Origin of the sequence: Thermoactinospora rubra (assembly GCF_002093975.1) — a bacterium.
In the GTDB taxonomy this organism is placed as follows: domain Bacteria; phylum Actinomycetota; class Actinomycetes; order Streptosporangiales; family Streptosporangiaceae; genus Nonomuraea; species Nonomuraea rubra_A.
The window spans coordinates 17887-33741 of sequence record NZ_KZ084328.1 but is presented as its reverse complement, the minus strand read 5'-3'; the positions used below and the strand labels follow the sequence as shown (position 1 = coordinate 33741).

17 protein-coding genes are annotated in these 15855 nt (G+C 71.8%); 12 read left to right on the top strand and 5 right to left on the bottom strand.

What is annotated here, in order from left to right; all coding sequences use genetic code 11:
* Position 1 precedes the first annotated feature (1 nt).
* From ruvX to BSB02_RS07445, 4 genes are all read left to right on the top strand, one after another.
* Positions 2-487 carry a Holliday junction resolvase RuvX gene (gene ruvX, locus BSB02_RS07460; RefSeq protein WP_084957959.1) on the top strand — a complete coding sequence of 162 codons (486 nt, stop codon included), beginning with the start codon at positions 2-4 and terminating at the stop codon, positions 485-487.
* A 73-nt stretch (positions 488-560) separates the two neighbouring features.
* Positions 561-1607, top strand: coding sequence for an endolytic transglycosylase MltG (gene mltG / locus BSB02_RS07455; RefSeq protein WP_084957958.1), 1047 nt, complete (start codon positions 561-563; stop codon positions 1605-1607).
* A 253-nt stretch (positions 1608-1860) separates the two neighbouring features.
* Positions 1861-2979 carry an endolytic transglycosylase MltG gene (mltG, locus tag BSB02_RS07450; protein WP_084957957.1) on the top strand — a complete coding sequence of 373 codons (1119 nt, stop codon included), beginning with the start codon at positions 1861-1863 and terminating at the stop codon, positions 2977-2979.
* Positions 2980-3054: 75 nt separating this feature from the next.
* Positions 3055-3903: a shikimate dehydrogenase gene (locus BSB02_RS07445; RefSeq protein ID WP_084958130.1), complete on the top strand. Its 849-nt coding sequence runs from the start codon at positions 3055-3057 to the stop codon at positions 3901-3903.
* A gap of 57 nt (positions 3904-3960) precedes the next feature.
* Here the strand turns inward: BSB02_RS07445 and BSB02_RS07440 are convergent, their stop codons facing one another.
* Positions 3961-4215, bottom strand: coding sequence for a type II toxin-antitoxin system Phd/YefM family antitoxin (locus tag BSB02_RS07440; protein WP_084957956.1), 255 nt, complete (start codon positions 4213-4215; stop codon positions 3961-3963).
* Between the two features lie 322 nt (positions 4216-4537).
* Here BSB02_RS07440 and infC point away from each other — a divergent pair, with 322 nt between their 5' ends.
* The 8 genes from infC to BSB02_RS07400 all read left to right on the top strand — a co-directional run bounded on the left by infC (position 4538) and on the right by BSB02_RS07400 (position 12121).
* A complete protein-coding gene (gene infC / locus BSB02_RS07435; RefSeq protein WP_084958129.1) occupies positions 4538-5146 on the top strand; it encodes a translation initiation factor IF-3 in 609 nt (202 codons plus the stop codon).
* Between the two features lie 229 nt (positions 5147-5375).
* On the top strand, positions 5376-5570 hold the full coding sequence (gene rpmI, locus BSB02_RS07430) for a 50S ribosomal protein L35 (RefSeq protein WP_084957955.1): 195 nt from the start codon (positions 5376-5378) through the stop codon (positions 5568-5570).
* A gap of 24 nt (positions 5571-5594) precedes the next feature.
* Positions 5595-5978: a 50S ribosomal protein L20 gene (gene rplT / locus BSB02_RS07425; protein ID WP_084957954.1), complete on the top strand. Its 384-nt coding sequence runs from the start codon at positions 5595-5597 to the stop codon at positions 5976-5978.
* Positions 5979-6176: 198 nt separating this feature from the next.
* Entirely contained in the window at positions 6177-6980 is an 804-nt protein-coding gene (locus tag BSB02_RS07420; protein WP_084958128.1) for a TrmH family RNA methyltransferase, read from the top strand.
* A 64-nt stretch (positions 6981-7044) separates the two neighbouring features.
* Positions 7045-8127 carry a sensor histidine kinase gene (locus BSB02_RS07415; protein WP_084957953.1) on the top strand — a complete coding sequence of 361 codons (1083 nt, stop codon included), beginning with the start codon at positions 7045-7047 and terminating at the stop codon, positions 8125-8127.
* Between the two features lie 122 nt (positions 8128-8249).
* Entirely contained in the window at positions 8250-9290 is a 1041-nt protein-coding gene (gene pheS, locus BSB02_RS07410) for a phenylalanine--tRNA ligase subunit alpha (protein WP_240506276.1), read from the top strand.
* Positions 9290-11863 (top strand): phenylalanine--tRNA ligase subunit beta, encoded by a 2574-nt coding sequence (locus BSB02_RS07405; RefSeq protein WP_084957951.1) that lies wholly within the window; start codon positions 9290-9292, stop codon positions 11861-11863. Before pheS ends, BSB02_RS07405 begins: the two co-directional genes overlap by 1 nt.
* Before the next feature lie 12 nt (positions 11864-11875).
* Entirely contained in the window at positions 11876-12121 is a 246-nt protein-coding gene (locus BSB02_RS07400) for a hypothetical protein (RefSeq protein ID WP_084957950.1), read from the top strand.
* A 7-nt stretch (positions 12122-12128) separates the two neighbouring features.
* Here BSB02_RS07400 and BSB02_RS07395 read toward each other — a convergent pair whose 3' ends face one another.
* The 4 genes from BSB02_RS07395 to BSB02_RS40495 form a co-directional block, all read right to left on the bottom strand.
* On the bottom strand, positions 12129-13406 hold the full coding sequence (locus BSB02_RS07395; protein WP_240506252.1) for an MFS transporter: 1278 nt from the start codon (positions 13404-13406) through the stop codon (positions 12129-12131).
* Between the two features lie 109 nt (positions 13407-13515).
* A complete protein-coding gene (locus BSB02_RS07390; RefSeq protein ID WP_084957948.1) occupies positions 13516-13869 on the bottom strand; it encodes a nuclear transport factor 2 family protein in 354 nt (117 codons plus the stop codon).
* A gap of 41 nt (positions 13870-13910) precedes the next feature.
* A complete protein-coding gene (locus tag BSB02_RS07385; protein WP_084957947.1) occupies positions 13911-14306 on the bottom strand; it encodes a hypothetical protein in 396 nt (131 codons plus the stop codon).
* A gap of 759 nt (positions 14307-15065) precedes the next feature.
* Positions 15066-15386: a hypothetical protein gene (locus BSB02_RS40495; protein ID WP_084957945.1), complete on the bottom strand. Its 321-nt coding sequence runs from the start codon at positions 15384-15386 to the stop codon at positions 15066-15068.
* Between the last annotated feature and the right edge of the window lie 469 nt (positions 15387-15855).

The following is a 15855-nucleotide window of genomic DNA, read 5'->3' as shown; positions in this document are numbered from 1 at the left end:
CATGCGCCAGGGCGTCAGGCTCGGCGTCGACGTCGGTTCCGTCCGCATCGGCGTGGCCCGCTGCGACCCCTCGGGGCTGCTGGCCACGCCGGTGGAGACCGTCCGCCGGGGCCGCGGCGACCTGGACCGGCTGGCCGCGCTGTGCGAGGAGCACGCGGCGATCGAGGTGATCGTCGGGCTGCCCACGTCGCTGTCGGGCCGCGAGGGGCAGGCCGCCGCCGCCGCCCGCGCGTTCGCCGCGCGGCTGGCCGTACGGCTGGCGCCGGTCCCGGTGCGGCTGTTCGACGAGCGGCTCACCACGGTCGCGGCCCAGCAGGGTCTGCGGGCCAGCGGCGTGAAGGCCGGCAAGCAGCGCGCCGTCGTCGACCAGGCGGCGGCCGTCGTGCTGCTGCAGGACGCGCTGGACGCCGAGCGCGCCTCCGGCAGACCGCCGGGCAGACCCGCCGACCCGCCCGCCGCGGCGGCCGGCGGGTCACCCGATGCCTGAGCCGCGCCACCCCTCCGCGACGTCGCTCTCATGCGGCCTGGAGGACAGGGCGCCGAGCCCGCCGGGGTCCGAGATGCCTACGACGCCGGATCCACGCGGTTCGGCGAGAGTCTGGCGCGGGCGCCTGCTGGCCGCCGCCGGGGCGTGCGCGGCGGCGCTCGGCACGGCCGCCTTCCTGGTGCTCAAGCCGTACCTCGCCCCCGCCGACTACGACGGCGAGGGCAGCGGCACGGTCACCGTCGCCATCCCGGTCGGCGCGAGCGCCCAGGACGTCGGCCGCCTGCTGGCCGAGGCCGGGGTGGTGGCGAGCGCCCGGTCCTTCGCCAACGCCGCACAGGAGGCCGGGCGGGCCGGCAGCCTGCACCCCGGCCACTACCGGCTGCGCAGGACGATGGCCGCCGCACGGGCCCTCGACCTGCTGACGGCCCCCGGCTCCCGGGTGGTCACCCGCGTCACGGTCCCCGAGGGGCTGCGCCTGACCGAGGTCCTCACCCTGCTCGCCAAGGCGACGGGCATCCCGCGGGAGGCGTTCCTGCGGGCGGAGGTGAACCTGCCGCCGTACGCCGGCGGCCTGGAGGGCTACCTGTTCCCGGCCACCTACGAGTTCGAGCCCGGCGCGAGCGCCGCCGAGGTGCTGCAGGCCATGGCGGACCGCTTCGCCGAGGTGGCCGCCGAGCTGCGGCTGGCCGAGCGGGCCGCCGCCGTACGGCTGACGCCCGCCGAGGTCGTCACGGTGGCCGCGATCGTCCAGGCGGAGGGCGGCTCCGACGCCGACTACCCCAGGATCGCCCGCGTGATCTACAACCGCCTGAAGGCCGGCCGGCCGCTGGAGATGTGCAGCACGGTCCTGTACGCGCAGCGCAGGCACACCCTCCGCCTCACCGAGGCCGACACGCGGATCGCCTCGCCGTACAACACCTATCGCCACAGGGGGCTGCCGCCGGGCCCCATCGCCCATCCGGGGCGCAAGGCGCTGACGGCCGCGCTCGACCCGGCCGAAGGGCGCTGGTTGTGGTTCGTGACAACCAATCCAGCGCATAGAATCACCAAATTCACTGACAAAGAGAGTGACTTCGTGAGATACCGGGAAGAGCTCAACGAATACCTCGGGAAAGGTTGATGCATACGGCGCCGAGCCCCACCCGTCCACCGCGGGAGACCGCGGCCGGAGGTCAGGCTTCCCTTTCCGGCACCGTGCCACCCCCTTTGCCCCCGCGGCGGGCCCCTTCCCGTAGCATGACTACCCTGAGTGATATCCGCTGGTCACCTGTATCTGGCCGGCGGCTCCGCACGTCTGACTCGGTTCCCCCAACCGGTTTGGCCGATGCCCTTGACGCCGACCGGGCCCGACCGGGAGATTGGCGACCGCAGCTATGAACGATCTCGATCTCGACACCATGCTCGGCAGCGAGCCGCGCGGCAGACGGGCGGCCCGCCGTCGCCGGCGTCGCCAGCGGCGAGGACGCTTCCTGGCCCCGCTGCTCGCCTTCATCGTCCTGTTCGGCATCGTCGGCGGCGGCGGCTACTACGCCTACCTGTGGCTGAGCGACGCCCTCGTGCCCAAGGACTACACCGGCCAGGGCACCGGCGAGGTGACCGTCGAGATCAAGCCCGGCGAGACCGCCGCCGACGTCGCCCAGACGCTCGAACGGCTCGACGTGGTGGCCAGCGCCCGCGCGTTCACCAACGCCGTCACCGCCGCCGGCAAGAGCGACGCCCTCCACCCCGGCACCTACACGCTGCGCAAGCGCATGTCGGCCGCCAACGCCGTGGCGATGCTCGACTCCGGCAACAGGCTGCGCACGACCGTGCTGATCAAGGAGGGGCTGCGGGCCTCCGACACCCTCGCCACGCTGGCCAAGGCGACCGGCAAGCCGGTCAAGGAGTTCCAGGCCGCGGCCAAGGACGCCGAGGCGCTGGGCCTGCCGCAGTACGCCAAGGGCGTGGAGGGCTACCTGTTCCCCGCCACCTACGAGTTCCAGCCCCAGGCCAAGCCGCAGCAGATCCTGGCGAGGATGGTCGACCGGTTCAACGACGCGGCCCAGGAGGTCGGGCTCGAGGCGGGCGCCAGGAAGCTGGGCTACACCCCGCACCAGATCGTGATCGTCGCCAGCATCGTGCAGGCGGAGGCGGGCCGTCACGAGGACATGCCCAAGATCGCCCGGGTGATCTACAACCGGCTCAACCGCGAGCCGCCCATGAAGCTGCAGATGGACAGCACGGTCATGTACGCGCTGGGCAAGTACGGCACGCGCGCCACGCACGAGGAGACCAAGAACCCCTCCAAGTACAACACGTACTACCACCACGGGCTGCCCGCCGGTCCCATCGCCAACCCGGGCGAGCACGCGCTGGAGGCGGCGCTCAACCCCGCCAAGGGCGACTGGCTGTGGTTCGTGGCCACCGACCCCAAGAGCAACGTCACCGAGTTCGCCTCCACCGAGGCCGAGTTCCGCAGGCTGGAGCAGAAGCTCAACCAGAACAGCCAGTAGAGTCCTGTCCCGTCACCCAAGGAGCCGCCTGAGGAGCGGGCCTGAGCAGCGGGAGGAAGCGTGACGGGCGAGGGCATGCGGGCCGCGGTGCTGGGATCGCCGATCGAGCACTCGCTCTCGCCGTACCTGCACCGGGCCGCCTACGCGGCCATGGGGCTGGAGGGCTGGACCTACGAGGCGTTCGAGTGCGACGAGCGGCGCCTGCCGGGCCTGCTGGCGCAGCTGCGGCCGGTGCGCGGCCAGGCGGGCCCGCGGCCCTGGGCCGGGCTGTCGCTGACGATGCCGCTCAAGCGCGCGGTGCTGCCGCTGCTGGACACCGTCTCGGAGCTGGCGGTGCAGGTGGGCGGGGCCAACACGGTGGTCTTCCGCGACGGGCGCGGGCACGGGGACAACACCGACGTCTACGGCATCGAGCGGGCGCTCGCCGAGGCGGGCGTCCCGGCGCCGGGCAGCGCGCTCGTCCTCGGCGGCGGCGCGACGGCGGCCTCGGCGCTGGCGGCGCTGCGCGGCCTGGGCCTGGACGAGGTCACCCTCGTGGTGCGCGACCCGGCTCGGGCCGGACAGACCGCGGCCGTGGCGCGGCGGCTGGGGGTCGCCCTGCGGGTGGAGCGCTTCGAGGCGCTGGAGGCGCTGCTCAAGGTGGACCTGGTGGTCTCCACGGTGCCCGGCCGGGCGGCCGACGCCTACGCCGACCGGCTGGCGGGGGTGCCGGCCCTGTTCGACGTGGTCTACTCGCCGTGGCCCACGCGGGCGGCGCTGGCCGTACGGCAGGCGGGCGGGAAGGTGGTCGGCGGGTTCGCCATGCTGTTGCACCAGGCGGTCAGGCAGGTGGAGCTGATGACCGGGCGGGCGGACGTGCCGGTGGAGGCGATGCGGGCGGCGGGCGAGGCCGAACTCCTCAGACGGGCCACTCCCACGGGTTGAGCGCCCGCGCTCCCATGCGCGTAGTCCTTTTCGTCGCGCGTGACGACGCCTGCCTGGCTAGACCACCGGGAGTTCGAAGGGACGGATCGGTTCGCGAGAACGTTCGATCTCGAGCACGCTGAGGCCGGGCCCTGAGATGAGGAACTCCTTGAAGTCCGGCTCGCCCTCCTTCAGCCGCCGGTACTCCTCCATGGCCAGCACGACCGCCACCTGCTCGCCATGCCTGATCACGATCTGCGGCCCCTCGTCGCGTGCCTTGCGCAGCACCTCGCCGAAGCGCCGCTGGGCCTCCCGCACCTGCCACGTGCCCATGGGCGGCCTCCTGTCTGACCTGTCTGGAACCTGTCGCCTGGGCCAGCGTTCCAGGAGCCGCCTCGCCGGGCGGGAAGATTCGGCAACTCGCCGTGGTTGTGGTAACGTAGCTCGTCGATCGGTCTGGCATGCCTGCCGGACGCGCAAGCGGAGGTCTCCCTCCCACCCGAGTCGCCGAGAGGCGGCCGGGTCCAGGATCACGCCGGACTTGGCTCCGGGGAGCTCACACCACGTGAGCTCAGTGGCCCCGCATGCGCGACGTGCGGGGCTTTCGGGTTTTCCGGGAGGTTCCGAGGGCCCCAGCCACGACGAGCACGTAGGGATCGCAAACCTAGGAGGCCCCATCAGCACTGAGCTCCGTATCAACGAGCGCATCCGTGTGCCCGAGGTTCGCCTCGTCGGCCCCAACGGCGAGCAGGTCGGGATCGTCTCGATCCACGACGCTCTCAAGCTCGCCCAGGAGGCGGATCTCGACCTCGTCGAGGTCGCGGCCACGGCTAGACCGCCGGTGTGCAAGCTCATGGACTACGGCAAGTTCAAGTACGAGTCCGCGATGAAGGCGCGCGAGGCGCGCAAGAACCAGGCGCACACGATCATCAAGGAGATCAAGCTCCGGCCGAAGATCGACCCGCACGACTACGAGACCAAGAAGGGTCACGTGGTGCGGTTCCTCAAGGCGGGGGACAAGGTCAAGGTGACGATCATGTTCCGCGGTCGCGAGCAGTCGCGTCCGGAGCTGGGCTTCCGGCTGCTGCAGAAGCTGGCCGAGGACGTCAGCGAGCTGGGTTTCGTGGAGTCCCAGCCCAAGCAGGACGGCCGCAACATGATCATGGTGATCGGACCGCACAAGAAGAAGGCCGAGGCGCGCGCCGAGAAGGCGGCCGCCAAGGCGCAGCGGGAGAGCGCGGAGCGCAGCGACCAGGAGTCGTGACGCTCCGATCGGGTTAGCCTTACAGGCACCCCAGCCTCCGCAAGGACCAGGCGCCGCGACCGGGCCGGCCATTCGCACCGGCCCGGCCGGCGGCACGGGAGAGGGAGCGTCGTCGCCGCGGCCCAGTGATCGCGGCAGGGCGGACCCGACCCATGTGGACGGGCGGGCCTGCCTTTCAGGCGCGCGGGTCCCCGCCCGTGTGAACGACGATTTGAGGGAGAGACGGCGTATGCCGAAGATGAAGACGCACAGCGGTGCGAAGAAGCGGTTCCGGCTGACCGGCACAGGCAAGATCAAGCGTCGCCGGGCCAACCGCGCGCACTACAACGAGTGGAAGTCGTCCACGCTGACGCGCCGTCTCAAGAGCGAGGTCGTCCTTTCCGACGCCGACACGAAGAAGATCAAGAAGCTGCTCGCAAAGTAGCGCGAACCCCGGGGAGAATGAAACATGGCACGCGTGAAGCGGGCGCTCAACGCCAAGAAGAAGCGCAGGGTCGTCCTCGAGTCCGCCAAGGGCTACCGTGGCCAGCGGTCGCGCCTGTACCGCAAGGCCAAGGAGCAGATGCTCCACTCGCTGACCTACGCCTACCGTGACCGCAAGGACCGCAAGGGCGCCTTCCGCCGCCTGTGGATCCAGCGGATCAACGCGGCGGCCCGGCAGAACGGGCTCACCTACAACCGCCTGATCCAGGGTCTGAAGCTGGCCGGCGTCGAGGTGGACCGCAAGATCCTGGCCGACCTGGCGGTCAACGACAGCCAGACCTTCGCCACGCTCGTCGAGGCGGCCAAGAAGGCCCTCCCGGCGAACGTGAACGCGCCGGTCGCGAGCTGAGCCCGCACCGAGGAACCCGCGCTGGGAAACCCGCACTGAGAAGCCGCATCGAGAAGGGGCCCGCCGATTCTCCCGGCGGGCCCCTTCCCGCGTGTCCGGACCGCCTTCCCCGCATCGCCCTCGCCGCGGCGGGGCGGTGCGGTGCGGGCGCGCCGGCGGAGTACGGCCGGGCCGTACGGGACAATGGGGAGCATGGGCATGGCGGGATCCGAGCTGACGAACGTGAAGTCGCCGCGCGTGAAGGCAGCCAGGAGGCTGACCAAGCGGGCCTTCCGTGAGCAGGACCGCAGGTTCCTGGCCGAGGGGCCGCAGGCGGTGCGCGAGGCGCTGCGGCTCGAAGGCGTCGCCGTGGAGCTGTTCGCCACGGCCGAGGCCGAGGCGCGCCACGCCGAGCTGCTCACCGAGGCCAGGCTCGGCGGCGTCCAGGTGCACCGCGCCAGCGGCGAGGTGATGTCCGAGCTGGCCCAGACCGTCACCCCGCAGGGCGTGGTGGCGATCTGCCGGTTCGTGCACCGCCCGCTGGAGGAGGCGGTGACGGACCGGGCGCGGCTGGTGGCCGTCCTCGCGCACGTGCGCGACCCCGGCAACGCCGGCACGGTGCTGCGCACCGCCGACGCCGCAGGAGCCGACGCCGTGGTCTTCACCGACGCCTCCGTCGACCCCTACAACGGCAAGTGCGTGCGCGCCAGCGCCGGGAGCCTGTTCCACCTGCCCGTCGTCATCGGCACGCCGATCGCGCGGGCCGTAGGGCACCTGAAGGAGCGGGGACTGCGGGTCCTGGCCGCCGACGGGAGCGGCAGGCGCACACTGGATGAGGTCCGGCTCGACGGCCCGACGGCGTGGGTGTTCGGCAACGAGGCGTGGGGGCTGCCCGAGGAGGTGCTGGAGCTGGCCGACGAGGTGGTGCGGGTGCCCATCTACGGCCAGGCCGAGAGCCTCAACCTGGCGACCGCGGCGGCCGTGTGCCTGTACGCCTCCGCACGCGCCCAGCGCGGTTCCTAGGGTTCCCCCAGCCGGCGGGAAACCCGCTATTGTCGGCCTTGGAGGTCGAGGAGGCGCAAGAGAAGTGCACGGCGACGGCACCGACGGTCAAGCGCTGGATTCGGTGTGCACGATCCCCATCGACGAGCTCCCCGACGGCTTGGTCGTGGCCGACGCCGAGGGGGTCGTGCTGGCGGTCAACCGGGCCGCCGAGCGGCTGACCGGGGTGCGCGCGTCCGAGGCGGTCGGCCAGGTGATGGACGAGGTCTTCCCTTTCCGCGACCACGACGGCCGCGAGTGGTGGAAGGCGCTCGACCTGGCCGGGGGGCTGCGCACGCGCTCCCGGGTGCCCGAGCGGTCGCTGCGCCTGCCGGGCGGGCGGGAGCTGTACGTCGCGGCCAGGATGATCCGCGTCCCGGCGCGCGGCGGCGATGTGGAGCGCGTGACGATCACGCTGCGCGACGGCGGCGCCCGCGCGAGGCTGGAGCGCAGCCGCGCCGACCTGGTGACGGTCGTCGCCCACGAGCTGCGCTCGCCGCTGACCAGCGTGAAGGGCTTCACCGCGACGCTGCTGGCCAAGTGGGACCGCTTCACCGACGAGCAGAAGCGCGTCATGCTCGAGACCGTCAACAACGACGCCGACCGCGTGACCCGGCTGATCACCGAGCTGCTCGACGTCTCCCGCATCGAGTCGGGGCGGCTGGAGATCCACCGCCAGGTGGTGGACCTGCCGGCCCGGGCGCAGCGCATCATCGCGGGCCGCGTCGCGGCCGGCGAGCCGGAGGACAGGTTCCGCCTGATCGTGGGCGAGAACCTGCCGGAGGTCTGGCTTGACCAGGACAAAATTGACCAGGTTCTGGCGAACCTGGTGGAAAACGCCGTGCGCCACGGACGCGGTACGGTGACAATAGACATCCAATCCGTTGGCTGGGGAGTGGCCGTGTCCGTGCGAGACCAGGGGGAGGGCATCGCGCCCGAGCTGGCTCCGCGCGTGTTCGAGCAGTTCTGGCGCGGCAACAGCCGTCGGCGCGGCGGCACCGGTCTCGGCTTGTTCATCGTGAAGGGCCTGGTCGAGGCGCACGGTGGCACGATCACCGTGCAGCGCGCCCCCGAGGGCGGCGCCGAGTTCCGATTTACCGTGCCCACCGGCACTCCCGATTTCGCCTGAAATCGGCCGGTGGGCTGATCCGGCTAAACTCGTTCACGCTCAAGCCCTGGATACGGAGCCAAGTCTTGTCTGACTACGACCCCGTCGAGGTGACCCCGTTGCATGCCGACGAGGTGGCCCGCATGGAGGCCGACGCCGTCGCGGCGATCAAGGCGGCCAAGGACCTCGACGAACTGAAGCAAGTACGGCTGGCGCACGCCGGCGACCGATCGCCCATCGCGCTGGCCAACCGTGAGATCGGCGCCCTGCCGCCGGCGGCGCGCGCGGAGGCCGGCCGGCGCATCGGCGGCGCCCGCAAGGCGATCAACGAGGCGCTGGCGGCCCGGCAGGCCGAGCTGGAGGCCGAGCGCGACGCCCGCGTGCTGGTCGAGGAGGCCGTCGACGTCACGCTGCCGTGGGACCGCCGCCCGGTCGGCGCCCGCCACCCGCTGACCACGCTCATGGAGCGCATCGCCGACGCCTTCGTCGCCATGGGCTACGAGGTCGCCGAGGGCCCCGAGCTCGAGGGCGAGTGGTACAACTTCGACGCGCTCAACATCGCCACCGACCACCCGGCCCGCTCCGACCACGACACCTTCTTCGTCGAGTCGGTCGACTCCGGCAAGGTGCTGCGCACGCAGACCAGCCCGGTGCAGGTCCGCGCGATGCTGTCGCGGGGCGTGCCGTGCTACGTCATCTCCCCGGGCAAGACCTTCCGCACCGACGAGCTCGACGCCACCCACACGCCGGTCTTCCACCAGGTCGAGGGCCTGGCGGTGGACGAGGGCCTGACGATGGCGCACCTGAAGGGCACCCTCGACCGCTTCGCGCAGGTCATGTTCGGCGAGGGCATCACCACCCGGTTCCGGCCCAACTACTTCCCCTTCACCGAGCCGTCGGCGGAGATGGACCTCAAGTGCTTCGTCTGCCGGGGCGCCTCGGCGATCCCGGGCAACCCGCCCTGCCGCACCTGCAAGTCCGAGGGCTGGATCGAGTGGGGCGGCTGCGGCATGGTCAACCCGCGCGTGCTGGTGGCCTGCGGCATCGACCCGTCGAAGTACTCCGGCTTCGCCTTCGGCATGGGCATCGAGCGCACGCTGATGTTCCGCCACAACGCCGAGGACATGCGTGACATGGTCGAGGGCGACATCCGCTTCACCCTCCCGTTCGGAATGGAGATCTGATGAAGGTCCCGCTTTCCTGGCTGCGGGAGTACGTCGATCTCCCGGCCGCCACGGCGCACGAGATCGCCGACCGGCTCACCGCGGCCGGGCTGAAGCTCGAGGGCATCACCTCCCACGGCCACGACGTCAAGAACGTGGTGGTGGGCGAGGTGCTGTCGATCGAGGAGCTGACCGGCTTCAAGAAGCCGATCCGCCACTGCATGGTCGAGGTCGGCCCGCAGCATCAGGGCGCCGAGCCCCGGTCGATCATCTGCGGCGCCACCAACTTCGCCGTGGGCGACCGCGTCGCGGTCGTGCTGCCGGGGGGCGTGCTGCCCGGCGGGTTCGAGGTGGGCGCGCGCAAGACCTACGGCCGCATGTCCGAGGGCATGATCTGCTCCGAGCGCGAGCTCGGCATCACCGACGAGCACGCCGGCATCATGGTGCTGCCGCCCGACACGCCGATCGGCGCCGACGTCGTGGAGCTGCTGGGGCTGCGCGACGACGTGCTGGAGCTGGAGATCACCCCCGACATCGGCTACGCGCTGTCCATCCGCGGCGTGGCCCGCGAGGTGGCCACGGCGTACGGCGTGCCGTTCCGCGACCCGGCCGACGTGGCGGTGCCCGACGACACCGAGCCCGCCTACCCGGCCTCCATCGCCGACCCGACCGCGTGCGACCGGTTCGTGCTGCGGGAGGTCCGCGGCTTCGACCCGGCCGCCAAGAGCCCGATGTGGATGCGCCTGCGGCTCACGCGGGCCGGGATGCGGCCGGTGTCGCTGGCCGTCGACATCACCAACTACCTGATGCTGGAGCTGGGCCAGCCGCTGCACGCCTTCGACAGGCACAGGCTGACCGGCGAGATCGTGGTGCGCCGGGCCCGGCAGGGCGAGACGCTGGAGACCCTCGACCACGTGGTGCGCGAGCTGCACCCCGAGGACATCCTCATCACCGACCAGTCGGGCCCGATCTCGCTGGCCGGGACGATGGGCGGCCTGGCCACGGAGATCCACGACGGTTCCACCGACATCGTGATCGAGGCGGCCCACTTCTCCGCCTCGGGCACCGCGCGCATGTCGCGCAAGCACGGCCTGGTGTCGGAGGCGTCCAAGCGGTTCGAACGCGGCGTCGACCGCGAGCTGCCGCTGGTGGCGTCCTGGCGGGCGGTCCAGCTGCTGGCCGAGCTGGGCGGCGCGCAGGTCGTGCCCGGCGTCACCCACGCGCAGGTCGACGTCGAGCCGGTCCGCATCGCGATCCCGACCAGCCACCCGGGCGACGTCGCGGGCATCCCGTACTCCCGCGAGACCGTCGTCAGGCGGCTGGAGCAGGTCGGCTGCACGGTCGTGGAGGGCGCCTCGCCCGCGCCGCGCCGGGGCGGCGTCGACCCGACGGGCGTGGTGTCCGGCGGCGACCCCGAGCTGGTCGCCAAGCTGGCGGTGACCGGCGACGACATGATCACCGTCACGCCGCCGTCGTGGCGTCCCGACCTGACCGACCCCAACGACCTGGCCGAGGAGGTCATCCGGCTGGAGGGGTACGACAAGCTGCCCTCGATCCTGCCCAAGGCCCCGGCGGGGGCCGGGCTGACCGAGGGGCAGCGGCTGCGCCGCCGGGTGGGCCGGGCGCTGGCCGCGGCCGGGTACGTCGAGGTGCTGTCCTACCCGTTCATGGGCGAGCGCGACCTGGACAACCTGCTCGTTCCCGCCGGCGACGCCCGCCGGGCGGCCACCCGCCTGGCGAACCCGCTGTCGGAGGACGAGCCGTACATGCGCACCACGCTGCTGCCCGGCCTGCTCAAGACGCTGGTGCGCAACGTGGGCCGCGGCTTCGCCGACGTGGCGCTGTTCGAGACCGGCGCGGTCTACCGGCCTCGCGAGGGGGCGCCGGACAGGGCGCCCGTGCTGGCGGTGGACCGCAGGCCGACCGACGAGGAGTTGGGCACCATCGCCGCCGCGCTCCCCGACCAGCCGCTGCGGGTCGCGGTCGTGCTGGCCGGCGAGATCGAGCCGTCCGGCTGGTGGGGCAAGGGCCGCGCGGCGACCTGGGCCGACGCGGTCGAGGCGGCCCGCACGGTGGCGCGTGAGGCGCGGGTGGAGCTCAACATCAGCGCCGACCAGCACGAGCCGTGGCATCCCGGCCGGTGCGCGGCGCTGTATGTGGGTGACACGCTGGTCGGCCACGCGGGCGAGCTGCACCCGCGGGTCATCGAGGCGTACGGCCTGCCGCGCCGCACGTGCGCGATGGAGCTGGAGCTCAGCCGCCTGGAGGCGAGGATGCCCGGCCCGGTCCAGGCGCCGCCGGTGTCGTCCTACCCGGTCGCCACGCAGGACGTCGCGCTCGTCGTGCCGGACTTCACGCCGGTGGCCGACGTCGAGGCGGCCCTGCGCGACGGGGCGGGCGAGCTGCTGGAGTCCCTGCGGCTGTTCGACGTCTACACGGGGGCCCAGGTCGGCGAGGGCAACAAGTCGCTGGCCTACACGCTGCGGTTCCGCGCCCCCGACCGGACGCTGACGGTGGAGGAGACGACGGCGGCCCGCGACGCGGCGGTGGCCGTGGCCGCCGACCGGCTCGGCGCCCAGCTGCGCGGGGCGTGAGCTCTCGATCCCATGAGGCACTTGCTGGTGTTCGCCGGCCGGGAGGAGGCCGAGGAGGCGGCCGAGACCGTGGGGGAGTGGCATCCCGAGCTCGGCGTGCCCCTGGTGGTGCGCGAGACGCTGGCCGGGGAGGACGACCTCGAGGACGCCCAGTGGCTGGTCGTCCTCGAGGACCCGGCCGGGCGGCTGACCGGGGCGGACCTGGCGAGGATCGACGCGCTGGCCGAGGAGCGCGAGGGCTGGCGCGAGAGCGGCTGAGGCCCGGTCAGGCGGCTGCCGCCGCCGCGCGCCGGGCCTTCTCCCGCAGGGCGTGCTCGTCGGTGCGCGCGTCGTAGCGGCGGAACTTCGGCAGCCGCGCCGCCATGGCCAGCACCGCGACCACGCACAGCGCGCCGCCCGCCCCCAGCGAGATCCGCCAGCCGCCCAGCTGGGCCATCAGCCCGGCGCGGGCGTTGCCCAGCATCGGCCCGGTCATGTACGACAGCAGCTCGATCCCGGCCAGGCGGCCGCGCAGCTCGTCGGGGATGGTCTGGTTCCAGATCGTGGCGCGGAAGATGCCGCTGACCATGTCGGCCGCCCCGGCCAGCGCCAGGCACGCCAGCACGCCCCACAGGCTTGGCATGACGGCCGCCAGCACCACCGCCACGCCCCACACCGTCGCCGCGACGATGACGCCCAGGCCGTGCTGGTGGACGCGGCCGGTCCAGCCCGAGGTGGCCGAGGCCACGAGCGAGCCGACGGCGGTGGCCGAGAACAGCAGCCCGGCCGTCTCGGTGCCGCCGAAGTGGTCGGCGATGAAGGGGTAGAGCGCCGTGGCGAACGCGAAGATCATGGCCGCGATGTCGACGAGGTAGGTGCCGATCAGATCGGGGCGGCCGAGCGCGTAGCGCACTCCCTCGACCAGGGACCGGATCGAGGCGGGTGGGGCGTCCTCGGCCGGCGGCGCCGCGCGGATCAGCCACAGCAGGATCAGCGACACCAGGTAGGTGCCGATGTTGATCGCGTAGGCGGCTGCCGCGCCGTAGGCGGCGTAGATCAGGCCGGACAGGGCCGGGGCGAGGATGGCGCCCAGGTTCCACCGGAAGCTGCTGATCGCGGCGGCGGCGGCCAGCTGGTCGTGCGCCACCACCCGCGGCGTGAGCGCCTCCAGGCTGGGCCGCTGCAGGCTGCCCAGGCCCGCCGTGACGGCGCCCGCGGCGTACAGCACCCACACCTGGGGGTTGGGCGCCAGCGCGTTGACCAGCAGCACGGCCACCGACAGGCACAGCCCCAGCTCGGTGACCAGCACGATCCTGCGCCGGTCCAGCGCGTCGGCGATGGCGCCGCCCCACAGGCCGCACACGACCATCGGCACGAACTCCGCCAGGCTCATCAGGCCGACCGCCGCGTAGGAGCCGGTGAGGTCCTTCATCTGCAGCGGCAGCACGATCATCGACAGGAACGAGCCGAACATGCCGACGAGGCCGGAGCCGAACAGCAGCCGGAAGTCGCGGGAGTCGCGCAGCGGGCTCAGGTCCATGCGGAGGTGGGACAGCAACGACACGAGCCTCGATTGTGCGGGGCCGCACATGCAGGTGGCAAATCGTTTTCACGCGCGAGCGGCCTCCCCGGGAAGGGGAGGCCGCTTGAGGAGGGTCTTGAGAGGGCGCCGGTCAGCCGGGGACCTTGTCGAGGAAGCCGAGCACCTGGCGGACGCGCCCGTCGGGGGCCAGCCGCACCACGTCGAACCCCTCGGCCACCGCCTCGCCGCCCTCGGGGCCGAGCCGCCAGGTGAAGCGGGCCAGGTCGTGGTGGGCGTCGAACAGCTCACCCGCGGTGAACACCATGCCGGGGAACATCTGCTGCGCCCCGGCGATGACGGCCGCGATGGCGTCGTGCCCGGCCACGTCGGCCAGCGGGTCGGTGTAGGTGCCGTCCTCGGTCCACAAGCCGGCGACGGCCTTGGCGCGCGCCTCGGGGTCGGTCGCGTTCCAGGCGGCGAGGTACCGCTCGACCAGGTTGTCCATGCCATGTCCTTTCAACGGTCGTCTTTCCGCGAGCGTCTTTGTCAGCGGGCCCTGCGCAGGCCGGTGTACTGCAGGCCCGCGAAGCCGGCGACCACCAGGGCCTGGAGGATCGCCCAGGCCGCGCCGGCGGTGGTGAACTCCACCATCCCGGTGACCACGGCGACGACGCTCTCGACGGCCCACAGGGCGTTGAGCGCGATGACCCCGATGACCCCGGCGCGGTTGGGGCGCGTGGCCAGCAGCCCCACGGCCAGGCCGTACACCAGCAGGAAGGCGCCGATGCCGCGCAGCATCCCGGCGCCGGGGCCGAGCAGGTCGCTGAGGACACTCGCCGCGGCCAGGTAGGCCAGCCCGTTGACGCCGGTCACCACGGCGTCGAGGGTCAGGGCCAGGCGCAGGAAGCGGGTGCGGTCGGCGGTCGCCGTCAGTGCGGTCATCGCGTGCTCCTCGGAAGCCGTCGTCGTGGATCAGATGCGTCCACCGTGCCACCGGGCACCTCACCTGCGCGATTACGCGGGAGGTAATGCCGGCTCGGCTGAGAGGGCTGCGGGGTCGATCGAGGGACGGCTGCCTGCGGCTTCGGTCTGGGGATGTCTGGGGATGGCGGTCATGATCGAGGGAGCCGGCACACACCGGCTCCCTGTCCGGCCTCCTCGGCGAAGGGTCTGACCGTTGGTGGTGCTTCGACGACCGTGTCCTGTGTGGTGAACCGGACGTCGGTGGGGCACGGGAAGGAACGAGGGGGAGTAGACCGTCTCGGACGGGGTTGCGGGAGATCTCCCAGCCGCTGGTGCCGGCGCGGGTGCGTCCGCAGGGCGGCCAAGCGCGAAGACGCATCTGGTGCCTCGACCGGTCCGGGCCGCCCCTCGTGGTCGGCGTCCCAGCCGGCAACGGTCACGACGGCCGGCACTTGAAGCCCATGGTCGTCGGGCTCCGTCGGGACACGAGCCGGGTGCGCATCGCCCGAAAGGGCATCGGGTCAGCCGACGACGGGGACGCCACCGCAGGGTTGCCGAACGACCATTTCCTGGTTGAGCGGCCGCGATTGACCCGTTCGGTGCGGGGGGCGGGGTGAAAGGCGCGTGCGTACCCCGTCCTGGACCGAAATTTGCGCGAACCGACTTTGTCGGTCCGCGCAAATGGCGACGCCATGATTAGGCGTTCGCGCTCAATCCCTCAGGGATTGATTTCTGTTGTCAGTCGTCGTGATGACGGTGGCCGTCGTCGTTGTTGTTGGTGTTGTTGTTGTTGTTGACGATGACGATCTTGTCCTTGTGCCGGCGCCAGCCCCAGCCGCGCCAGCCGAAGCCGCGCCAACCCCAGCCGCCGCAGCGGCGGAATCGCCAGAAGCCGCAGCCGCCCCAGCCGGCATCGAAGGATCCGACGGTGGTCGTGTTGGAGCTGACGACGGTGGCCGCCGCGGCGGTAGTGGTGGTCGCGGCGCCAAGGCCGACGACCCCGCCGGTGAGCGTGGTACCGATCGCGAGCCCTGCGAGAGCACGCTTGAAGCTGGTCATTGGGCTTCCTCTCGAAGAGACGACTACCCGAGAATGACTTTTTCGGGATGTCTTGCGGTTTGCCCGAATAATCGGAGCGACTATTCGTGCACTGTGTTCATTTCCGGGCCGCATGCCAGACAAACAGATGATCTCCCGTTTTGCCATATATTAACGGCTGCATTAATGCATATCATGATCGATAAGACTGTGAAATCATATAGGCTACGAAATATCTACAATAAATCTGGACATTCCGAATTATCTATGATAAATCGGACATATCGCTTCAAATGGCATTTGTGGTGGGGAGTCGGCTGCGAGGGTGAGCATCGGAACGCCGCCACGAGCGGATGGACGTGACCGGTCGGCGCCGGTGCGCGAGCATGGCGGTCGGGCACGGGCGGTCGGGCACGGGCGGTCGGGCACGGGCGGTCGGGCACGGTGGCGCGCGTCTGATGGCGGTCCACGGCGCGGACTGGACGGCCTC